Origin of the sequence: Anabaena sp. PCC 7108 (assembly GCF_000332135.1) — a bacterium.
In the GTDB taxonomy this organism is placed as follows: domain Bacteria; phylum Cyanobacteriota; class Cyanobacteriia; order Cyanobacteriales; family Nostocaceae; genus Anabaena.
This window is the reverse complement of sequence record NZ_KB235896.1, coordinates 4,735,575-4,756,954: the sequence shown is the minus strand read 5'-3', so window position 1 is coordinate 4,756,954 and position 21,380 is coordinate 4,735,575. Positions and strand designations below refer to the sequence as shown.

At 39.9% G+C, this 21,380-nt stretch carries 19 protein-coding genes; 13 read left to right on the top strand and 6 right to left on the bottom strand.

Annotated features, from left to right (window positions below; genetic code table 11):
* Positions 1–103 precede the first annotated feature (103 nt).
* The 5 genes from ANA7108_RS0122300 to ANA7108_RS0122275 all read right to left on the bottom strand — a co-directional run bounded on the left by ANA7108_RS0122300 (position 104) and on the right by ANA7108_RS0122275 (position 4,503).
* A complete protein-coding gene (locus tag ANA7108_RS0122300; RefSeq protein ID WP_016953049.1) occupies positions 104–460 on the bottom strand; it encodes a hypothetical protein in 357 nt (118 codons plus the stop codon).
* Between the two features lie 123 nt (positions 461–583).
* Entirely contained in the window at positions 584–1,873 is a 1,290-nt protein-coding gene (locus ANA7108_RS0122290) for a hypothetical protein (RefSeq protein WP_016953048.1), read from the bottom strand.
* A 187-nt stretch (positions 1,874–2,060) separates the two neighbouring features.
* Entirely contained in the window at positions 2,061–2,411 is a 351-nt protein-coding gene (locus tag ANA7108_RS0122285) for a DUF1257 domain-containing protein (RefSeq protein WP_015215967.1), read from the bottom strand.
* A 143-nt stretch (positions 2,412–2,554) separates the two neighbouring features.
* Positions 2,555–4,066, bottom strand: coding sequence for an AAA family ATPase (locus ANA7108_RS0122280; RefSeq protein WP_016953047.1), 1,512 nt, complete (start codon positions 4,064–4,066; stop codon positions 2,555–2,557).
* Positions 4,067–4,155: 89 nt separating this feature from the next.
* Positions 4,156–4,503, bottom strand: a complete 348-nt coding sequence (locus tag ANA7108_RS0122275) for a hypothetical protein (protein ID WP_016953046.1) — start codon at positions 4,501–4,503, stop codon at positions 4,156–4,158.
* Positions 4,504–4,779: 276 nt separating this feature from the next.
* On the opposite strand from ANA7108_RS0122275, the gene ANA7108_RS0122265 reads away from it, so the two are divergent.
* From ANA7108_RS0122265 to ANA7108_RS0122250, 4 genes are all read left to right on the top strand, one after another.
* Complete coding sequence (locus tag ANA7108_RS0122265) at positions 4,780–5,295, top strand: hypothetical protein (RefSeq protein ID WP_016953044.1); 516 nt, start codon at positions 4,780–4,782, stop codon at positions 5,293–5,295.
* Between the two features lie 151 nt (positions 5,296–5,446).
* Complete coding sequence (locus ANA7108_RS0122260) at positions 5,447–6,601, top strand: NAD-dependent epimerase/dehydratase family protein (protein WP_016953043.1); 1,155 nt, start codon at positions 5,447–5,449, stop codon at positions 6,599–6,601.
* 175 nt (positions 6,602–6,776) lie between these two features.
* A complete protein-coding gene (locus tag ANA7108_RS0122255; RefSeq protein ID WP_016953042.1) occupies positions 6,777–7,895 on the top strand; it encodes a glycosyltransferase family 1 protein in 1,119 nt (372 codons plus the stop codon).
* A 69-nt stretch (positions 7,896–7,964) separates the two neighbouring features.
* Positions 7,965–10,541, top strand: coding sequence for a GAF domain-containing protein (locus tag ANA7108_RS0122250; RefSeq protein ID WP_016953041.1), 2,577 nt, complete (start codon positions 7,965–7,967; stop codon positions 10,539–10,541).
* Positions 10,542–10,715: 174 nt separating this feature from the next.
* On the opposite strand, the gene ANA7108_RS0122240 is transcribed toward ANA7108_RS0122250, so the two are convergent.
* Positions 10,716–10,991: a hypothetical protein gene (locus ANA7108_RS0122240; RefSeq protein WP_016953039.1), complete on the bottom strand. Its 276-nt coding sequence runs from the start codon at positions 10,989–10,991 to the stop codon at positions 10,716–10,718.
* Positions 10,992–11,662: 671 nt separating this feature from the next.
* Here ANA7108_RS0122240 and purC point away from each other — a divergent pair.
* The 9 genes from purC (at position 11,663) to ANA7108_RS27810 (ending at position 21,183) form a co-directional block, all read left to right on the top strand.
* The gene (purC, locus tag ANA7108_RS0122235; RefSeq protein ID WP_026104387.1) at positions 11,663–12,409 is read left to right on the top strand and encodes a phosphoribosylaminoimidazolesuccinocarboxamide synthase; all 747 of its coding nucleotides are present in this window, start codon (positions 11,663–11,665) and stop codon (positions 12,407–12,409) included.
* A 166-nt stretch (positions 12,410–12,575) separates the two neighbouring features.
* Positions 12,576–15,167, top strand: coding sequence for a BamA/TamA family outer membrane protein (locus ANA7108_RS0122230; protein WP_016953037.1), 2,592 nt, complete (start codon positions 12,576–12,578; stop codon positions 15,165–15,167).
* Between the two features lie 8 nt (positions 15,168–15,175).
* Positions 15,176–15,457 carry a hypothetical protein gene (locus ANA7108_RS27815; RefSeq protein WP_016953036.1) on the top strand — a complete coding sequence of 94 codons (282 nt, stop codon included), beginning with the start codon at positions 15,176–15,178 and terminating at the stop codon, positions 15,455–15,457.
* Between the two features lie 114 nt (positions 15,458–15,571).
* Positions 15,572–16,423 carry a UDP-3-O-acyl-N-acetylglucosamine deacetylase gene (lpxC, locus tag ANA7108_RS0122220; RefSeq protein WP_016953035.1) on the top strand — a complete coding sequence of 284 codons (852 nt, stop codon included), beginning with the start codon at positions 15,572–15,574 and terminating at the stop codon, positions 16,421–16,423.
* 83 nt (positions 16,424–16,506) lie between these two features.
* Entirely contained in the window at positions 16,507–17,022 is a 516-nt protein-coding gene (gene fabZ / locus ANA7108_RS0122215; RefSeq protein ID WP_016953034.1) for a 3-hydroxyacyl-ACP dehydratase FabZ, read from the top strand.
* 202 nt (positions 17,023–17,224) lie between these two features.
* Entirely contained in the window at positions 17,225–18,043 is an 819-nt protein-coding gene (gene lpxA, locus ANA7108_RS0122210) for an acyl-ACP--UDP-N-acetylglucosamine O-acyltransferase (RefSeq protein WP_084776959.1), read from the top strand.
* Between the two features lie 159 nt (positions 18,044–18,202).
* Positions 18,203–19,360, top strand: a complete 1,158-nt coding sequence (lpxB, locus tag ANA7108_RS0122205) for a lipid-A-disaccharide synthase (RefSeq protein WP_016953032.1) — start codon at positions 18,203–18,205, stop codon at positions 19,358–19,360.
* A 19-nt stretch (positions 19,361–19,379) separates the two neighbouring features.
* Positions 19,380–20,675 carry a DNA cytosine methyltransferase gene (locus tag ANA7108_RS0122200; RefSeq protein WP_016953031.1) on the top strand — a complete coding sequence of 432 codons (1,296 nt, stop codon included), beginning with the start codon at positions 19,380–19,382 and terminating at the stop codon, positions 20,673–20,675.
* A gap of 58 nt (positions 20,676–20,733) precedes the next feature.
* The gene (locus ANA7108_RS27810; RefSeq protein WP_052311100.1) at positions 20,734–21,183 is read left to right on the top strand and encodes a hypothetical protein; all 450 of its coding nucleotides are present in this window, start codon (positions 20,734–20,736) and stop codon (positions 21,181–21,183) included.
* The last annotated feature ends 197 nt before the right edge of the window (positions 21,184–21,380 follow it).

Here is a 21,380-nt window from a genome sequence, read left to right as displayed (position 1 = left end):
ATAAATTTTCTGTTGATAAATAAAGTATCATTTCATTATTGATTAAATAAAGCTGTGAGCAATCACTTTAGTATCAACTTTCCCAAAGTTTTGTTGATTTCACTTATGTTAATTCATTTTTAATTCGATTTATTGCATTTTTCAGATTACCTGAATTACTCCAATTTACAAACCCACCAAAAATTAGATACCCATGATTATCAGCTAGAAAAATATGGTTAAGTCCAATAACGTTTTTGCAAATTTTAACTACAGTACCATCTTTCAGTACAAATATAGGTCTAGACCATTTAAAATCTCTGTCATGACAATGAGATATGCTAGGTACAGCATCTAAAATTTCTATAGCTTTCTGTGCAAATTTTGAAATAGTAACAGCTTTTTCAGCTTCATAAAGTACATCATCAGTAATATAATTAATTACTTTCCCAAATACAGATACTCCAAAAGCTTCCCACATGATTTTTTATCCTATTACGCACCTTAGTAACTATTATTGGAATATTTTACAAGTACATCAGCCTTTAGCAAAGCTAACATATTTTGCTAAAATTCTCCATGATTTAGGGTTTAAATAAATTACTTACTTCCAAGGAGAAATGATTTCAGGAATTATATCAGAATATTGAATTTCTGTTTCCAAATTATGCTTATTTTTTAAATCTTCAATTATACTATTACAGTTATTTTTTACATCTTCTGGTGATTCACCAAATGTTACAATATCATCTGTATGGTTGATATACAATTTTGGCAATTTTGGGCGTTGCTGAATCAAGGTATGAAAATAAAAATCTAATAATCTGAAGTATTGATAATGTAGTAGTTGAGCGATCGCTAATAAATCAAAATCATACCCGAAATCAGCAACGCCAAAATTGCCAACTGGTTCTTTTATAATAAGTCTACAGAGATATATAGGTTTTCGGGAGGATACATTATAATTATTGCTACTTTCAATAAAATTATTTCTTATATATTTTAGTTTATCAAATAAATCACTAGAAATAACTCTATTCATTATATTGAATTCACTCAAACGTAATTCCTCTTTAAACTTATCTAGTATCTCTTCATAATAATTAAAAAATTCATCCTGTAACTTCCCTAAATTATTATTCAAATAACGTTTTGATAAATAGTAGCTTGTGAATATACCAGAAATAGAAGTTGTCAAAATGGCAATTTTAACAATTATTAAAGTTCTCTCATGTTGAGGTTGATACTCAGGTTCATTAATATGAGTTTTCTTATGAGTTTCATTAAATTGAATATGTTCATCTAATTCAATTAAGAAACGTTCAATATAGTTGAAACATTGTTGTAATTCATTTGAATATTTCGAGATTATATCAGTATCTTTTTCATCATAAATACCTATTTTATTCAATGCTGTATCATAAGCTTTAGAAGTGAGAAGATTATTTTTGTAGATTTTCATACAATTGATATTTTCTTCAGTTAAAGCAAATGATAAATAAAGATTAATAATCTTCAATGATTTTACTTGTGAATCAATAGAGTTTCTAAATAAAACAGATATTTCTCGCTTTTCTTTATCATCTGCTAATTTTCTTGAAAATCCATTAGTACAGAAACCAGTAAACAAAGTTCCTGAGATAGTAAATACAAAGGCAATGCTCTGGTGATTTTCAGCCCAACATTGAATTGAAGGCCAAGAATCATAAATAATCTCAAAGAGAAAGCCAGATACTATAAAAATAAAACTTGAGATTAAAATTCCCGGAGGATTTTCATTATATTCAGGGAATTTAACAGAAAAGACAGATGTTAATATAAATATTCCAGTAATTGAAAATCCAATAATTGCTGGTAAAATTTCTACAATGTTGTGGAAATAATTAAGAACCATGATTAAATAATTTAAGTTAAAAGAGATTGATGATACTTTATCATTTTTGTTGATAAATTAAGACATCATTTTATTATCAAATCCTGTACATCCTTTAATCCTGTAAATCCTGATTCAGACAAAAAAAGCGGGCTAACCGCTATTACATGGTTAACCCGTTCAGCTTTGGGAACGCGCAGAGAAAATATTATTGCAATACCAATTTGACATTGGCGTTTTGCAGACCGCGCTGTTTTACTTCAGTCAAAGTCTTGTTAACGGCGTATTTTTGGTTAATAGAGTTGATCAACTCGGTTTGGTTGTGCTTCTTAGCAACACCCCACAAGTCAGCGATAAGGTCAAAAGAACCATCACTGTTGCGAGACCAACCTAAATCGTACTCGCCTTCCAATACAGCAACGATGTCGGAACGTACACGCTGACCGTTATAACCACGAACATCAGCTTCTGTCTTGACGCTGATACCTAAGTCGCGCAAAGAAGACTTAAGAATTTCGGCATCGGTGATCTTGGTACGCAGAGTGCTAAAGTGAGACATTTGGGTTTCCTCCAATGAGAAGATTGATGAGAAAAACGACAACGGTTTCTTTTCAGCCAAGCCGCATTAATTGGGAGCGGCTTTTTTCCTAACTGTTAGCTTTGTAGCTAACCTTTCCCCCCTGACATTGCAGGAGAAAGCTTTTAAAACTCCATGCGCTGATATTCAGCGACGGAGGATGCTGCGGGTCTAGCACGCTGTCTAGCCCAGTCTCTTAAAGCTGTGACCTGTTCTTGCATCGTTCGTGACAGCGGCAAAGTAGACTTCAATGCAGCAATAATATCTAATTGGGTGAACTCCCGATCTTGGGCGAAAGCTTCATACATCGCCGCCACAATCGCTTGTTCAATTTCTGCCCCAGAGAAGCCGTCAGACATTTTTGCTAGTTGTTCCAAATCAAATCTAGCAATTTCTTCGCGGCGTTTGGTCAGGTGAATGTTGAAGATATCCTGACGTTCTTCAGGTGTGGGCAGATCCACAAAGAAAATTTCATCAAAGCGACCTTTCCTCAAAAACTCTCCAGGTAGGCGTTCCACGCGGTTAGCAGTCGCCATTACGAAAACTGGAGATTTCTTTTCTTGCATCCAGGTGAGGAAAGAACCGAAAATTCTATTTGATGTTCCCCCATCGGAATCGCCAGAACCACCACTACCCGCAAAAGATTTATCCAACTCGTCGATAAACAGAATCGTAGGGGAAATTGATTCTGCTGTTTTCAGGGCGTTTCGCAGATTTGCTTCACTTCGACCCACCATTGAGCCGTCGTATACCCGCCCCATATCTAACCGCAAGATTGGTAAACCCCATAAACGGGAGGTAGTTTTGGCAATTAGTGACTTACCACAACCGGGAACACCGAGAATCAACATCCCCTTAGGTTGAGGCAAACCATACTCTCTCGCTCTTTCTGTAAAGGCGTTAGAGCGTTGTTTAAGCCACTTTTTCAATTCATCCAAGCCACCAATAGCATCAATGGTTTCATCTTCTTCGATGTACTCAAGAATGCCATTACGCCGAATCAGTTGTTTCTTCTCAGATAGAACTATATCTACTTCATCTTCCGTTAGTCGTCCGGTAGTTACCTGAGCCTTACGGTACACTTTTTCAGATTCGTCTTTAGTTAGACCTAAAGCTGCTCTGAGAAGTTTTTCTCGCGCCTCGGTGGTTAGTCTTCGGCCACGATGCTGTTCTTGGTGGTTAGTTAAAACTTTGTTCAACTCAGCCATATCTGGCAGTTGGAAGTCTAGGACAACAACCTCTTTTTCTAGTTCGATGGGTACTTGCTGCATGGGAGACATCAAAATGATGTTCTTTTGCATTCCCTTGAAACTAGCGATCGCATCCCGTAGCGATCTCGTTGTTGCTGGCGCATCAATAAACGGATGTAAATCTTTAAGAATAAATATACTTGGTTCTTTTTGACGAATAATCCAATCAATCGCCGCTTCGGGAGACACTGTATTATGTTGCGTTGTATTCCGAGGTTGACCATACTCAATGATGCCATGAGTTACAGTCCAAACATATACCCGGCGTTGGGGCTTTAACAATTGAGCGATCGTGGAAATTGCTTGCTCTGCCCGCTCTTCCTCGGAGGTCACAAGGTAGATTAGAGGGTATTGAGCTTGAATTAAAATATTGAGCTCTTCTTTCATACAATCGACCTACTTGAGACCTTATAGAGACAGTACAGTCATCGCTGTTGATAAAGACAACCTAAAAACTTATTCTTCATCATTCCTACCTAGCAAGGAACCAATTCTTCCTCACCCTTAGGATGGGTTTCATCTTGCTCCATTTCATCAATGGACAGATGCTCTTGACCAATTATTCCTGATTGATTACCTAAAGCTACTAATTCCCCATTACGTAAAACTAGTGTACTTTCACAAGTAGGACAAGAGTAAACCCTATGTGTTCGCCCATAGGAAGATGCTTCTATTTCTTCGACTAATTCTGAATTTGTCAGGTAGAAACTAAGAGCGCGTTCTGCAAGTTCCGACATTGGCTCAGAATCAACTGCTGATCGAATCTTCAATCTTCTGTGCAGTTCTGGGGATAGATATAAAGTAACCTTTTGCTTAGTTTGCATATAACTTATTAACGGTCTTACCCGGGTATGTAACCAACCTTATCGACTTCTTGATTCCTTGTCAAGATGGTAAAACGTTTTGACGGCTATTTTGTTACATCTCTTAATAAAAGTAGTTAGCAATTAGTCACAATATCATGAAACTGAGTGATTTATGTCACAATAATTCCAGTGGAGAAACCAGGGCAAAAAAGAGCAAAGGTGCAGGGGAGATGAATTTTCCTCTCCGCCTCTTCTTTGATGGCACTGTGCGGAAATTGGCTAAAGGGTATAATTATGTCTAGTGCTGCGGTCAAAACCTATAATTTGAGGCGAGTAATTGTGGGACTAGTCTCTGGTGTTGGCACAGCAATAATGTTCTCAGGTTGTAGTGCCACTAACTTCCAAAACTCCAAACTGACATGGGAGACTTACCACAATTTTCGTTATGGTTTTGAGTTTCCCTATCCCAGCAATTGGACTGCTTTAACAGCCCCAGACAATAACGATGGAGTTACATTTGTTGCACCACAAAACCAAAATGTAGAAATTAGCGCTTGGGCAGGAAATCAATTGCCAGAGTCAATTACCCAAGACATAAAGACTGTAAAAACCATAGATGAAAACTTTCAAACTGCCCAAGGAGTCTCTGGACTGCTGGTTGTAGAAGTGGGTAAAGAAGTAAGTTCCATGAAATTGACCATAACTCAAGGTCAATTAAAATATTATTGGCAAGGAAAAAGCAACAGCCAAGAATTTCGCTATTACTATCGTTTGTTTTACCACATTGCCCAGCAGTATAAGATTAGGTAAGTGCCTCAGCCAAATGAATTATACATTTGGCCAAAAAAATATAACTCCCTAGAATCTTGTTCTGTTCCCTGTGAAGAGTTCCCAGAATTAATCAGCTACAGGGGACACAAACCTGGTAGATTTAGCTATCAGCGAGTAAAAACTGGTAAAAATGAAAGTCCTGGTTATTGGTGGCGATGGGTATTGTGGTTGGGCAACTGCACTTTACCTTTCTAATCAAGGTTATGAAGTTGGAATTTTAGACAGTTTGGTGAGGCGGCATTGGGATAACGAACTGGGTGTTAACACTCTTACCCCAATTGCACCCATTCAGCAACGCCTCCAACGCTGGCAGGATTTAACTAGAAAATCTATCGACCTGTTCATTGGCGATATTACTAACTACGAGTTTCTGCACAAATCCTTACACCAATTTCAGCCAAACGCCATAGTGCATTTTGGTGAACAGCGTTCAGCACCATTTTCCATGATTGACCGCGAACACGCAGTTCTAACTCAGGTAAATAATGTAGTTGGGACATTGAACTTGCTGTATGCCATGCGGGAAGATTTCCCAGATTGTCATTTGGTGAAGTTGGGGACAATGGGTGAATATGGGACACCCAATATTGACATCGAAGAAGGTTACATCACGATTGAACACAACGGCCGCAAAGATACTCTGCCTTATCCTAAGCAGCCTGGTTCCATGTATCACTTAAGCAAAGTCCATGATAGTCATAATATTCACTTTGCTTGTCGGATTTGGGGATTGCGGGCAACAGACTTAAATCAAGGCATAGTTTATGGCGTTCTTACCGAAGAAACTGGGTTGGACGAATTGTTAATTAACCGTCTTGATTACGATGGTGTATTTGGGACTGCACTTAACCGTTTCTGTATTCAAGCTGCGATTGGACACCCTCTGACTGTCTACGGTAAAGGTGGACAAACTCGCGGACTTTTGGATATTCGGGATACAGTCCGATGTATTGAATTAGCGATCGCTAACCCAGCCCAACCTGGAGAATTCCGTGTATTTAACCAATTTACCGAATTATTCAGCGTTGGTGACTTGGCCGTGATGGTAAAAAAAGCTGGCAACGCTATGGGGCTAAATGTAGAAATCAATAACATTGATAACCCCAGAATCGAAAAAGAAGAACACTACTTCAACGCTAAAAACACCAAATTGCTAGATTTGGGCTTAGAACCGCATTTTCTCTCTGATTCTCTACTTGACTCATTGTTAAATTTTGCTGTCAAGTATCAAGAACGAGTTGATAATAACCAAATTTTGCCAAAAGTCTCTTGGCATAGAAAGTAGGTGACAGGTGACAGGTGACACAAAGAAGGCAAAAGGCAAGAACTTTTGAATTTTGAATTGATTACTCCTGTACGGGCGAACGGCCGTTCGCCCCTCCTGACTCCTGTACGGGCGAACGGCCGTTCGCCCCTCCTGACTTCTAGTAGCTCCTAAACTCCTGCTTTCCAGTTTTTTTATGAGAATTGCCCTATTCACCGAAACTTTCTTACCCAAAGTTGATGGAATTGTGACGCGTCTGCGTCACACAGTTGACCATTTACAACGTCATGGAAATCAAGTACTAGTAATTGCCCCAGAAGGTGGGATCACTGAACATAAAGGCGCGAAAGTTTACGGCGTTACTGGCTTTCCCTTACCTCTGTATCCAGAGCTACAAATAGCACTACCTCGACCAGCTATTGGTTATGCACTAGAACAGTTTCAGCCGGATATTATTCATGTTGTCAATCCTGCAGTTTTGGGATTATCGGGGATTTTTTACAGTAAAGTCTTGAAAATTCCTTTAGTGGCTTCTTACCATACCCACTTGCCGCAATATCTGCAACATTACGGATTAGGAATGTTAGAAGGATTACTTTGGGAATTACTCAAAAGCGCACATAATCAAGCAGAGTTAAATTTGTGTACCTCTACCGTGATGGTAGAAGAACTATCTGGACATGGAATTGAAAGAGTAGATTTGTGGCAGAGAGGAGTTGATACAGAATTATTTCATCCTGATTTAGCAAGTCTAGAAATGCGATCGCGCCTATCCCAAAATCATCCCGAACATCCTTTACTTTTATATGTAGGTCGTCTTTCCGCTGAAAAAGAAATTGAGCGGATTAAACCAATTTTAGAAGCCATTCCTGGTGCGCGGTTAGCCTTGGTAGGAGATGGTCCCCACCGTCAAGCCCTAGAAAAACGCTTTGCCGGCACAAATACTTATTTTGTTGGTTATCTGATGGGAAAAGAATTAGGTTCTGCCTTTGCTAGTGCTGATGCCTTTATTTTTCCTTCCCGGACAGAAACACTGGGATTAGTTCTACTAGAAGCAATGGCAGCTGGGTGTCCAGTCGTCGCAGCCCGTTCAGGTGGAATTCCTGATATTGTTACAAATGGGGTAAATGGGTATCTTTTTGAACCGACAGCAGATATTCAAGAGGCTATTAATGCTACAGTGCGTTTATTACAAGATCAACAAGAAGTCACCCTGCTTCGTAAAAATGCCCGCAAAGAAGCAGAAAACTGGGGATGGGCAGCTGCTACACGTCAATTACAAGATTATTACCAAAAAGTAGTCTCAAAAAATTAAAAATTCAACATTAAAAATTCAACACGAAATCATTTATAAAACATCCAAAATCTAAAATCCAGAATACCCATGACACTCCCTAACGCCGGTAGCGTTTTGGCAACATTAACTGAACTTACTCAAGTTAATCGTACCCACACTCTACTCAGTCGCGTCAAAGACCTCTCTGTTAACGAATTTGTTTGCTTACTTGATTTCATTACAGCTGAATTTCAGCAATTTCTCAGAGCTATTGATCTCATCAATAATGAAGCTCTAGAAAGTATGTTGGAAAAAGTTCTAGAAGCCATTACCCTCAAAATTGGCCAAATTCTTCAAGCTGAACATACAGCCATTTTTTTAGTTGATTATGATAAGGCTCAACTGTGGTCAAAAGTTCCCCAGGATAATGGCCAAAAATTCCTAGAAATACGCACTCCCTTAAATGTGGGTATTCCTGGTCATGTGGCGACTACAGGTCAATATCTGAATATATCTGAAACCTCTACTCACCCTCTTTTTAGCCCAGAATTAGAAAGACAAATGGGCTATAAAATCCGCAATCTTTTATGTATGCCAGTGGTGAGTAGTAAAAAGCAAACTGTAGCTGTAGTACAACTAGCAAATAAAGCTGGGGATAATCCTTTTAATCATGATGATGAAGAATCTTTTCGAGACTTTGCCTCTTCTATTGGCATTATCTTAGAAAGTTGTCAGTCTTTTTATGTAGCGGCTCGCAATCAGCGGGGTGCAACAGCTTTGTTGCGTGCAACTCAGACATTAGGGCAAAGTTTGGATTTAGAGGTGACTTTGCAAATAGTCATGGAACAAGCCCGGATTCTTATGCAAGCAGACCGCAGTGCGCTGTTTTTGTATCGTAAGGAAATGGGGGAACTCTGGACGAAGGTGGCTGCCGCTGATGGTAAAAACTTGATTGAAGTCCGTATCCCTTCTAATCGCGGTATTGCTGGCTATGTGGCTTCTACTGGTCAAGCGCTGAATATCCCGGATGCTTACCAAGATCCTCGCTTTGACCCGACTACAGATAATAAGACTGGGTATTTAACTCGCAATATCTTGTGTTTACCGGTATTTAATTCAGCTAATGAATTGATTGGAGTAACACAGTTAATTAATAAGCAACAAGGTAGTTTTTCTACTTCTGATGAAGAATTCATGCGGGCTTTTAATATTCAGGCAGGAATTGCTTTAGAAAATGCTCGCTTATTTGAAAATGTATTGTTAGAAAGACAATATCAAAAAGACATTCTCCAGAGTTTGTCAGATGCTGTAATTTCTACAGATATGCAAGGTCAAATTGTTACCATTAATGATGCCGCACTGGAGTTAATTGGTTGTCCGTTAAAGGAAGCTAATAGAATTACTAATAAACTGCTGTGGAAGCAAAATTTACTTGGTCGTAAAGTTTGGGAGGTTATGCCAATTGAAAATCTGCAAATGCGGCTAGAAGATAGTTTAAAACATGGATCTAGGCATTATGTCCCAGAGCAAAGTTTGCAAGTGGGATTGTATCAATTAGAAAATGGTGAAACTCAAAATTCAAAACTCAAAACTCATAAGTTAATTTTAGCGGTACGCGATCGCAGTAACCCCAATATTTTTATTCCTTGGAATCAACTCCTGACTCCCCAATTTGAGTTACTCCCTGCTGATGTAGTCAAAGAATTAGAACGCAGCATCAATCTCACCGTCAATCCTCTGACTAATCCAGAAGGTGGAGTCAGAGGTGGTTTGGTGGTATTGGAAGACATCAGTCGGGAAAAACGCCTCAAAAGCACCATGTACCGCTATCTGACCCCCCACGTAGCCGAGCAAGTTATGGCGCTGGGAGAGGATACCTTAATGGTAGGTGAGCGCAAAGAAGTAACTATCTTGTTCTCCGATATCCGAGGTTACACAACTCTGACGGAAAACTTGGGAGCAGCTGAGGTGGTATCGCTGCTGAATCAATATTTTGAAACAATGGTGGAGTCAGTTTTTCAATATGAAGGAACTTTAGATAAATTTATTGGTGATGCTTTAATGGCTGTATATGGTGCGCCCTTACCGCTGACAGAAAATCACGCATGGCGAGCAGTACAGTCAGCATTAGATATGCGTCGCCGACTGGAAGAATTTAACCATAGGCGGATTATGCAGGCGCAACCTCAAATCCATATTGGCATAGGGATTAGTTCTGGGGAAGTAGTTTCCGGGAATATCGGTTCTCGCAAACGGATGGACTATACGGTGATTGGCGATGGGGTGAATTTGAGTTCCCGCTTGGAAGGTGTAACCAAGGAATATGGTTGTGACATTATTTTGAGCGAATTTACTTATAATTTGTGCAGCGATCGCATTTGGGTGCGACAACTAGATAAAATTCGCGTTAAAGGTAAACATCAGGCGGTATATATTTATGAATTAATTGGTGATCGCTGTAATCCCTTAGATGCAAACACCGAAGAGTTTTTGTTCCATTATCATGCTGGACGCACTGCTTATTCCTCCCGGGACTTTTCTCAAGCGATCGCTAACTTTGAAGCTGCTAAACGCATCCGACCCCTAGACCAAGCCCTGAATACCCACCTAGAACGAGCCTATAATTATCAGCAAATAGAACCACCAGATTCTTGGGATGGTGTCTGGACAATGATAACTAAATAGTGATTGGTGATTGGTGATTGGTGATTGGTGATTGGTGATTGGTGATTGGTGATTGGTGATACAATTTTGGATTTTGGATTTTGGATTTTGGATTGTATTTCATGAACTCCAATCTAAAATCTAAAATCTAAAATTTTTCTCCCCAGTCCCCAGTTAAGAGTCCCTGTCCCTACTTTATTGTTCCGGCTCTGAGTCGTTATTTTGTTCAGGTTCTTCACCTATTTTTAGCTGTTTTTTCGAGCGTTTTAATTCCTTCCACATGGCTTTGATTTGCTTATAAGCTTCATCTGGCGCGACTTTTCCGGCTGTTTCTAAGTTACAGATGTAACTAACTCGCTGGGCAAATTCCTGTAGATTGGCATTAAAAACTAAGTTTTCTGGCTTGACGTGACCGTAGTAGCGACCACGAGGATAGAGAAAATCATCTTTACTCACCATTTTTTTCTCCATGTGTTCAACTCTGCCCCTGATTTTTGGTTTAGAGCAGAATAACTAGCAAATATTATCTCTATTTTGTCAGACCAAAAGAAAGCTAATCCATTAATAATACCTTCACCATTTTTTTAGGTTGGTTGAGCGGAGCAAAACCCAACCTACGAATCAAGGCTTTTTTAAATTTGGAGAAGGTATTGATTAAACGATGCTTTTGTTAAGTTTATAGAGTAATTGGTTAATTCCAGCTTTGACAAAATCATCAAGTTATCAGTTACTAAGCAGCAAGTTTTCCAACGTTTATGCCTCACTAGCCCAAGCTATTAACTAGCAATTGCTTATTACATATACATCTTTTCTGACAAAAGATGGCTATTTCCCACATGAGGTTAGTCTACTACAGCTTTAATTTGCTTAAAGGCTTAAATTAACACCCAAAATACTAAATAATCAAGCAATAATATATACTTTTTTTACGTGATTGTAAAATTTCCTGTCGAAAAATTACAAAAAATTAACTTAGAAAACATCGATTATGGACAAATATGTTTTATTTAAGATGATTTACGCATTTTTTGTCTAAGTCACACTAAATCATTAACAGCCAAATTATCACTCATGGCCAATGGCTAATAACTAAAGATAAAATGGTTAAGCTTAAAACCATTCCCAGAACTGGATCTACCACAATGTCTCTTAATTCCAAGCTATACGAAGGCAAAGCGAAAATCATCTACAGCACAGACGAACCTGAAATCTTGTTGGCTGATTTCAAAGATGATGCTACTGCATTTAACGCCCAAAAACGTGGCAGTATTGAGGGGAAAGGAAGTATAAATTGCACTATTTCTAGTAAGTTGTTCCAACAATTAGAACTGCAAGGAATCAAAACTCACTACATTGACAGTCCCGCACCTAATCAAATGCGGATACACGCAGTAAAAATTGTGCCATTGGAAGTAGTTGTTAGAAATATTGCTGCTGGTAGTCTGTGTCAGCAAACAGGATTACAACTAGGTACAGTTCTGCCACAGCCTTTGGTAGAGTTTTATTACAAAGACGATAAATTGGGAGATCCTCTATTAACACGCGATCGCTTATTCTTATTGGCATTAGCCACTGCGGAACAAGTTGACTGCATTACCCATCTTGCATTGCAAATCAACCAGTTTCTTCAGGGTTTTTGGCAAAGCTGCGGTATCACCTTAGTAGACTTTAAACTTGAATTTGGTTTGAACTCACAACAGCAAATACTCTTGGCAGATGAAATTAGCCCTGACACCTGCCGTTTGTGGGACATTACCGAAGCTGATCCTAACCGCAGGGTAATGGACAAAGACCGCTTTCGCAAGGACATGGGGAATGTAGAGAATGCCTACCAGGAGGTTTTACAAAGGGTTTTAAAAGTCGTAGACAGCAAAAATCGGGGTTGGTGAATAAGGGGATGATTGAGGCTGACGCGGGGACGCGGAGACAGGCTGACGCGATGATTATATATTTATGCCGATTCTCAAATCATTCCGCAATTATGCAACCCCAAAAAATCTTTGAATTTTTAATTTTGAATTCCGCAAAGCGGTATGTGTGGTAGTGAAGAGGAATATGAGTAAAATGCGTTTATCTCCTGTATTACTGGCAGCGATGCCCTTGGCAAGCGTAGCTATAGCCATTATTGCTCCTTTGGGTAGTTCCCTGAAAGCAAATGCACAAACGGCTAATGCTAATATTGTTCAGACAACAGAAGTTGCTACGTTAGAAACAACTCAGCAGATAGAACAGGAATCTGCTCAGAGTGATGCAAACCAGGTATCTCAACCCAAACCAACAGCAGTAGTGATAGAGACACAATCTCATCAGTCTCCCAACACTGTTACAGCCTTAACAGCTAACTCGCCATCGATAGCGATTCCAGAAGTAATTATACCCAATCCCACAAAGCTGAATACTGCCGAAGTCCTGGAATCAGCCTTAAATCGCAATTCAGCACCGATAGACAAAGCAATAGAGAAAGCAGAAGTAATTATCCCTAATCCCACAAAGCTGAATACTACCGAAGTCCTGGAATCAGCCTTAAATCGCAATTCAGCACCAATAGAGAAAGCAATAGAGAAAGCAGAAGTAATTATCCCTAATCCCACAAAGCTGAATACTGCTCAAGTTTCCGAACCGACTTTAAATCGCAAATTAGCACCGACAGACAAACCAGAATTAATTGTATCCATCACAACAAAGCTGAAAACTGCTCAAGTTCCCGAACCCGAAGCAAATCCCAGTCAGGACAATGTTAATCCACCCACAGCAGCACCTGTTTTTCCCGCCACACCAGAAGCCACAGAAACAGCAGAACCACGAGTATTAGTCTCAGAAGTAGCAATCACATCTCAAACAGGAACAGTCTCACCAGAACTAGAAACCGAAGTTTATAAAGTCATTCGTACCCAACCAGGACAAACAACAACTCGCTCCCAACTGCAAGAAGATATTAATGCCATCTTTGCCACTGGCTTTTTCGCCAACGTGCAAGCAATTCCAGAAGATACACCTTTGGGAGTGCGGGTGAGTTTTGTGGTTGTTCCTAACCCAGTCTTGACTAAAGTACAAGTAGAAGCTAATCCCGGAACTGGTGTGGCTTCCGTACTTCCTGCTAACACTGTAGATGAAATCTTTCGTGATCAGTATGGCAAAATCTTGAATTTGCGGGACTTACAAGAAGGCGTGAAAAAGTTAACCAAGCAGTATCAAGATAAAGGTTATGTACTGGCTAACGTGATTGGAGCGCCCAAAGTCTCAGAAGATGGAGTTGTTACCCTACAAGTCGCAGAAGGGGTAGTAGAGAACATTAAAGTCCGATTCCGCAGTAAAGATGGTCAGGAAACAGACGATAAAGGACAACCAATTCGGGGAAGAACAAAAGAATATATTATTACAAGGGAATTGCAATTAAAGCCAGGACAAATATTCAACCGCAACATAGTTCAAAAAGACATACAACGAGTCTTTGGATTGGGACTGTTTGAGGATGTCAACGTCTCCCTAGACCCTGGTACTGACCCTAGTAAGGTAGATGTAGTATTAAATGTGGCTGAACGCAGTAGCGGCTCAATTGCGGCTGGTGCAGGGATTAGTTCTGCGAGTGGATTATTTGGGACTATTAGCTATCAGCAGCAAAATTTGGCAGGTAGAAACCAAAAATTAAGCTCTGAGATCCAGTTAGGAGAAAGAGAACTGCTATTTGACCTCCGCTTTACAGATCCTTGGATTGCGGGTGATCCTTACCGGACTTCTTACACAGCGAATGTTTTCCGTCGTCGCTCAATTTCGTTGATTTTTGATGGCAAGGATGACAATATTGAAACCTTTGACCCAAACAATATCACTAATCAAGATAAGCAAGATCGCCCCCGGATTACCCGTTTAGGTGGTGGTATATCTTTTACCCGTCCCCTTTCTCCTAATCCCTACGAAAAGTCAGAGTGGGTTGCTTCAGCTGGCTTGCAGTATCAGCGGGTTTCTGGTCGTGATGCTGATGGCAATCTCAGAAAACAAGGGGCTATATTTGATGATAATGGTAATATTATCAGCCCATTAATTCCCTTGACTCAATCGGCAACAGGGGAAGACGATTTGCTATTATTGCAACTGGGCGCACAACGCGATCGCCGTAATAATCCTTTACAACCCAGCAATGGCTCTTACCTCCGCTTCGGAGTTGACCAGTCTGTACCTGTAGGACAAGGCAACATTTTTCTGACTAGACTACGGGGTAATTACAGTCAATACGTACCTGTGAAATTCCTCAGCTTTGGTAAAGGCGCACAAACCCTGGCATTTAACCTCCAAGGAGGCACAGTCTTGGGTGACTTACCTCCCTACGAAGCCTTTACTCTAGGTGGTAGCAATTCTGTCCGGGGTTACGATGAAGGCAGATTGGCATCTGGACGCAGTTATGTGCAAGCCTCTGTTGAGTATCGTTTCCCTGTTTTCTCTGTAGTTAGTGGCGCACTATTCTTTGATTATGGTAGTGACCTGGGAACTAGTACCAGAGCAGCTGAAGTGTTAAATAAAAATGGTACTGGCTACGGTTATGGTCTAGGTGTGCGTGTACAGTCACCATTGGGACCAATTCGCATAGACTATGGTATGAGCGATGATGGCGATAGCCGCATCAATTTTGGGATTGGGGAAAGGTTTTAAATTGGTCATTGGTCATTGGTCATTGGTCATTGGTCATTGGTCATTGGTCATTGGTCATTGGTCATTGGTCATTGGTCATTGGTCATTGGTCATTGGTCATTGGTCATTGGTCATTGGTCATTGGTCATTGGTCATTGGTCATTGGTCATTGGTCATTGGTCATTGGTCATTGGTCATTGGTCATTGGAGAAAAACCAATACCCAATCCCCGCGTCTCCCGCTCTCCGCGTCCCCGCGTCTCCACCCATCTCCGCGTCCCCAATCCCCGCGTCCCCAGTCGTCTTGACTAAAAGAACTTGCCAATTTTCACCTTTGCCTTAATACTATTTCCGTAAAGGTCATCAGGGTTTCTACTAAAAACAGCAAATGAGCAACATTAACGAAAATATATCGGCTTTTCGCCTATGCACCAGCACACTTTAGCAGGAGAAATTACCCAAAGGGGTGTGGGGCTGCATAGTGGTGTGAGTACCCATGTGCGGATATTACCAGCTGAGGTGGGAAGCGATCGCTATTTTGTCCGGGTGGATTTGCCAAATTCGCCGATTATTCCCGCCCAAGTTGCAGCAGTTAGTCAGACTCAGCTTTCAACTCAGTTAGGTGAAGGTGAGGTCTATGTCCGCACTGTAGAGCATTTATTGGCAGCTTTGGCGGCTATGGGTGTAGATAATGCCCGCATTGAAATTGATGGTCCAGAAGTACCACTTTTAGATGGTTCGGCTCAAGTGTGGACTCAAAGCATTGCCGCTGTGGGCTTGGTATCACAGCCAGTCAGTGATGCACAAACACCCATAACGATTAAAGAACCAATTTGGGTTTATCAAGGTGATGCTTTTACCTGCGCCCTCCCCGCACCAGAAACTCGGTTTAGCTATGGGATTGATTTTGAGTTATCTGCTATTGGTAATCAATGGTATAGTTTTTCACTAACTACCAATAATTTACAAAAGCCTGAAAATACATTTGTTACAGAAATTGCTCCAGCCCGTACCTTTGGGTTATTGCATCAAATTGAATATCTTCAAAAGTCAGGATTAATAAAAGGTGGTAACTTAGATAATGCTCTAGTTTGTGGGGCTGAAGGTTGGCTAAATCCACCTTTAAGATTTGCAAATGAGCCAGTACGTCATAAAATCTTAGATTTAGTAGGAGATATGAGCTTGCTGGGAAAATTCCCTGTTGCTCACTTATTGGCTTACAAAGCTAGTCATAATTTACACGTGCAACTGGCGCAAAAAATTTTAGAATTAATCTAGAATTCCAATCTACTCAAGATTATTCACAGTTACTAATTTAACTAAAAATTAGTAATTACAAATTTACGAATTACAAATTACCCATGTCAACTCTCACTCAAGCTAACTCTACTGACTTGTCTACAAATCAAGGAGATAATCAAAATAGCAACACATCGGAAATTAAAACAAATTTCACAATTGAAGAGATTCAACAACTATTACCTCACCGTTATCCATTTTTACTGGTAGACAAAATTACTGAGTATGTTCCTGGGAAACTAGCAGTGGGTGTGAAAAATGTCACTTTTAATGAACCTCAATTTCAAGGTCATTTTCCCGGACGCTCACTGATGCCTGGTGTACTAATTGTGGAAGCAATGGCACAAGTAGGCGGAATTGTCATGACGCAAATGGCTGATAGTCCAGGAGGACTTTTTGTGTTTGCTGGCATTGATAAAGTCCGTTTTCGTCGTCAAGTAGTACCCGGAGATCAGCTAGTGATGACTGTGGAACTGTTATGGGTAAAACAGCGTCGTTTCGGTAAAATGCAAGGCCGAGCCGAAGTTGATGGACAACTAGCTGCTGAAGGGGAATTGATGTTTTCTTTAGTTAGCTAAAATTTTATTTTGTCGGTTGATTTTGCTGGTCTGGGCATAGCCGTGAACTGCCCTCAGTCAATCCTAAAGAAGCGCAACAGTAAAAACAAACAATCACAAGAGTATTTACTGATTTCTGGATTTTTGCCCCTCACACGTTATTTGCCCGACACTTTTTTTAGTGAATATTTAATACACAGCACTCAGTTCTGGAGAGTCACCTTTGAAAACGCTTATTCATCCAACTGCTGTAATACATCCTAACTCGGAACTCCATTCAACAGTGCAAGTCGGCGCTTATGCTGTGATTGGAGCAAATGTCAAAGTCGGTGCGGAAACTGTGATTGGCGCTCATGCAGTGCTAGAGGGTCCTTGTGACATTGGGGCGCGAAATCATATTTTTCCTGGTGCTGCTATCGGTATGGAACCCCAGGATCTCAAGTATGTGGGAGAACCAACTTGGGTAAAAATTGGGGACAATAATTCTATTCGGGAGTACGTGACTATTAACCGCGCTACCGGTCGGGGGGAAGCGACGATAATTGGTAATGGTAATCTCCTGATGGCTTATGTTCATGTGGGTCATAATTGCTTGATTGAGGACTCGGTGGTAATTGCTAACTCTGTGGCTTTAGCTGGTCATGTCCACATTGAATCAAGAGCTAGATTAAGTGGGGTTTTGGGTGTCCATCAATTTGTGCATATCGGTGGTATGTCGATGATTGGTGGTATGGCACGCATTGACCGAGATGTACCTCCTTATATGTTGGTTGAGGGTAATCCTTCGAGGGTGCGATCGCTCAATCTGGTGGGTCTAAAACGCTCAGGAATGCCCGTCCAAGACTTCCAAATTCTCAAAAAGGCTTTCCGCATTCTCTACCGTTCTAATCTGCTTTTTAAAGATGCTTTGGCAGAGTTGGAACAAATCGGAGATACGCCACAATTAGAACATTTACGTCGGTTTTTGCTTCTTTCTAAGATGCCAGGAAGACGCGGTTTGATTCCTGGAAAAGGCAGAAAAAGCACTAGTGATGAGTCTTGATCATTCGTCCTCTTAGGGAATATTCGATATATTCCCTAATCACTGGAAGAAGAATATGGAGTAATTGAACCGCAAAGACGCGTTCACGAAGTGTCCCGTAGGGATAGAGCGCGAAGGAAGAAGAAGAGAGAGAGCAAAAACACAACATCTAAAATTGAAATGCGGATATTTATTAGTACGGGTGAGGTCTCTGGCGATTTGCAGGGGTCGCTTTTAATTGCAGCACTTCAGCGTCAAGTTGCAGATGCGGGTTTGAAGTTGGAAATTGTGGCTTTGGGTGGGGAGAAGATGGCTGCCGCAGGAGCGACGATTTTGGGCAATACTAGCGGTATTGGCTCGATGGGTATTATTGAGGCTCTACCTTTCTTTATTCCTACTGTTCAGGTGCAACGCCAAGCGATCGCTTATCTGAAACAAAATCCACCTGATTTGGTGGTGCTGATTGACTACATGACTCCTAATATCGGGATTGGTAGTTATATGGAGCAGCATTTTTCTGATGTGCCTATCGTGTATTATATTGCACCGCAAGAATGGGTGTGGTCAACGAGTTTTGAAAGAACGAAACGAATTGTCAGCTTTACTGATAAGCTATTGGCAATTTTTCCCGAAGAAGCTCGTTATTATCAGGAGAAAGGGGCTAACGTTAATTGGGTAGGTCATCCATTAATTGATCGGCTGGAAAATACTCCTAGTCGGGAAGCAGCGCGGATAAGTTTGGGGATTAAACCGGAACAAATTTCTGTTGCTCTTTTGCCAGCTTCTCGTCAACAAGAATTAAAATATCTATTACCAATAATTTTCCAAGCTGCTCAAAATATACAATCTAAATTACCAGAAACCCATTTTTGGATTCCTCTATCTTTGGAAATATTTAGACAACCTATTGAGAAAGCCATTCAAGATTATGGGTTAAACGCTACAGTTGTATCAGGTCAACAACAGGAAGTTTTTGCAGCGGCTGATTTTGCAATTACTAAATCTGGAACTGTCAATTTAGAGTTAGCTTTGTTAAATGTACCGCAAGTAGTTGTTTATCGTCTCAATACCATTACTGCTTGGATTGCGCGTAATGTTCTTAAAGGTTCCATTCCCTTTGCTTCCCCAGTGAATTTAGTTGTGATGCGGGAAATTGTGCCAGAATTATTACAAGAGCAAGCCACAGCCGAGAATATTACGCAAGCAGCGATGGAATTGTTATTAAATCCTGAGCGCAGACAGCAAACTTTGGCAGATTATCAGGAAATGCGGCGATGTTTGGGAGAAGTGGGAGTATGCGATCGCGCTGCAAAAGAGATTTTGTCCATGAAAAAATAGGTGACAGGTAAGAAGTGAAATGCTTAAAAAACGACCAATTGCAGTTGATTTATTTGCAGGTGCAGGAGGTATGACTCTAGGCTTTGAACAAGCTGGTTTTGATGTCCTTGCTGCTGTAGAATTAGACCCAATTCATTGTGCAGTTCATAAATTTAATTTTCCCTTTTGGACGGTATTATGTAAAAGCGTCGAAGACATGACAGGGGAAGAAATTAGAAATAATTCTGAAATCGGTAATCACGAAATTGATGTAGTTTTTGGTAGTCCACCATGTCAAGGTTTTTCGTTAATCGGAAAACGATCTTTTGATGATCCTAGAAACTCTTTAGTATTTCATTTTATTAGATTAGTTTTAGAATTAAAGCCTAAATTTTTTGTCTTAGAAAATGTCAAAGGAATGACTGTAGGTAAACACAAAGAATTTATCGCCGAAATCATTGATAAATTTGAGAATAATGGTTACACAGTCAATCATAATTATCAAGTTTTAAATGCTGCTAATTATGGAGTTCCTCAAAATCGAGAAAGATTATTTTTACTCGGTTGTCGTCAAGATTTAAAATTACCAAATTATCCAGATAAAATTACCAATCCAGCTAAATCAAACCATAAATCACATAAATTATTAGAATTACCAGCAACACCAACAGTTTTGGATGCTATTAAAGACCTTCCTCAAATAGAAAATTATCCAGAATTATATAAACAAGATTGGGTATTAGCTGATTTTGATAAACCTAGTGATTATGGGATGAAAATACGTAACCTTTGCTTATCCAAAAATAATTATTCCTATCCACGTAAATTTAATAATAACATCCTAACATCCAGTTTAAGAACAAAACATAGTCCTGAATCTATCACCAGATTTGCATCAACTCCTCACGGTAAAAATGAACCAATCAGCCGTTTTTATAAACTTGATCCTGACGGTTTGTGTAATACATTAAGAGCCGGAACAGCTAGTAATAAAGGTGCATTTACTTCTCCTCGTCCCATACATCCCTTTATCCCCAGATGTATTACTGTACGGGAAGCTGCGCGTTTACATTCTTATCCTGATTGGTTTAGATTTCATCCGACAAAGTGGCATGGTTTTAGACAAATTGGTAATTCTGTTCCACCTTTATTAGCACAAGAAGTAGCATCAGAAATTATTAAGGTTTTAGCTATACAATCTTATCAACCTAAAGGAGTTAAAGATTTAGGTGAAATCAGTTTACTAAGGTTTGATATGTCAGAAGCAGCTAAATATTTTGGAGTTAACCCTCATGTTATAGAACCTAGAACTAGAAAAAAATTAATATTTAATTAACTAAAATTACAAATTGTATCCGTAAGAATGAACACTTTATTACCAAGGAATAACGATAATGAAAGAAGGTTTATATAACTCTGTTATTATCGGAATTTTTCAACGTTATTATCAAACAGGATTGGACTATTTTGAATTTAACCGTAATGAACTTCCTGACATTGCTAGAGAGTTAGGTATTCAATCAGCTAAAAATCTAGGAGATATTCTCTATGCTTTTAGATTCAGAAAACCACTACCTAAAGTTATCACAGATACCTCTCCCGAAGGGTTAGAGTGGATTATTGAATTAAATGGTACTGGTAATTATTGTTTTAGACTTGTAAAAATTAATCGAATTATTCCTAATTTAAATTTTATACCAATTAAAATACCTGATGCAACCCCTGAAATTATTAATCAATATATGTCAGGTGATGAACAAGCTCTGTTAACTAAAATTCGTTACAATCGTTTAATAGATATATTTCTGAGCGTAACAGCATACTCTTTACAGAATCACCGGTAAAGGCAGAGGGCAGGAGGCAGGAGGCAGAAGGAATGTCTCCTCTGCCCACGACTGAAAGGAGTAAGGGTATGAAGCCCCTCCCAAATCGAAAATTTGGGAGCTTCCGATTGGGAGGGGTCACAATCCCTTTCCAATTGGTTCCTTCTGCCCTCTGCCCTCTGCCTCCTGCCTTCTTGAACTAAGAACTAATGTTAAGG

Excerpts from the sequence above, each read along its gene's own strand:
- ANA7108_RS0122300 (WP_016953049.1), bottom strand. The coding sequence starts at position 460 with ATGTGGGAAGCTTTTGGAGTATCTGTATTTGGGAAAGTAATTAATTAT.
- ANA7108_RS0122290 (WP_016953048.1), bottom strand. The coding sequence starts at position 1,873 with ATGGTTCTTAATTATTTCCACAACATTGTAGAAATTTTACCAGCAATT.
- ANA7108_RS0122285 (WP_015215967.1), bottom strand. The coding sequence starts at position 2,411 with ATGTCTCACTTTAGCACTCTGCGTACCAAGATCACCGATGCCGAAATT.
- ANA7108_RS0122280 (WP_016953047.1), bottom strand. The coding sequence starts at position 4,066 with ATGAAAGAAGAGCTCAATATTTTAATTCAAGCTCAATACCCTCTAATC.
- ANA7108_RS0122275 (WP_016953046.1), bottom strand. The coding sequence starts at position 4,503 with ATGCAAACTAAGCAAAAGGTTACTTTATATCTATCCCCAGAACTGCAC.
- ANA7108_RS0122265 (WP_016953044.1), top strand. The coding sequence starts at position 4,780 with ATGTCTAGTGCTGCGGTCAAAACCTATAATTTGAGGCGAGTAATTGTG.
- ANA7108_RS0122260 (WP_016953043.1), top strand. The coding sequence starts at position 5,447 with ATGAAAGTCCTGGTTATTGGTGGCGATGGGTATTGTGGTTGGGCAACT.
- ANA7108_RS0122255 (WP_016953042.1), top strand. The coding sequence starts at position 6,777 with ATGAGAATTGCCCTATTCACCGAAACTTTCTTACCCAAAGTTGATGGA.
- ANA7108_RS0122250 (WP_016953041.1), top strand. The coding sequence starts at position 7,965 with ATGACACTCCCTAACGCCGGTAGCGTTTTGGCAACATTAACTGAACTT.
- ANA7108_RS0122240 (WP_016953039.1), bottom strand. The coding sequence starts at position 10,991 with ATGGAGAAAAAAATGGTGAGTAAAGATGATTTTCTCTATCCTCGTGGT.
- purC (WP_026104387.1), top strand. The coding sequence starts at position 11,663 with ATGTCTCTTAATTCCAAGCTATACGAAGGCAAAGCGAAAATCATCTAC.
- ANA7108_RS0122230 (WP_016953037.1), top strand. The coding sequence starts at position 12,576 with ATGAGTAAAATGCGTTTATCTCCTGTATTACTGGCAGCGATGCCCTTG.
- lpxC (WP_016953035.1), top strand. The coding sequence starts at position 15,572 with ATGCACCAGCACACTTTAGCAGGAGAAATTACCCAAAGGGGTGTGGGG.
- fabZ (WP_016953034.1), top strand. The coding sequence starts at position 16,507 with ATGTCAACTCTCACTCAAGCTAACTCTACTGACTTGTCTACAAATCAA.
- lpxB (WP_016953032.1), top strand. The coding sequence starts at position 18,203 with ATGCGGATATTTATTAGTACGGGTGAGGTCTCTGGCGATTTGCAGGGG.
- ANA7108_RS0122200 (WP_016953031.1), top strand. The coding sequence starts at position 19,380 with ATGCTTAAAAAACGACCAATTGCAGTTGATTTATTTGCAGGTGCAGGA.
- ANA7108_RS27810 (WP_052311100.1), top strand. The coding sequence starts at position 20,734 with ATGAAAGAAGGTTTATATAACTCTGTTATTATCGGAATTTTTCAACGT.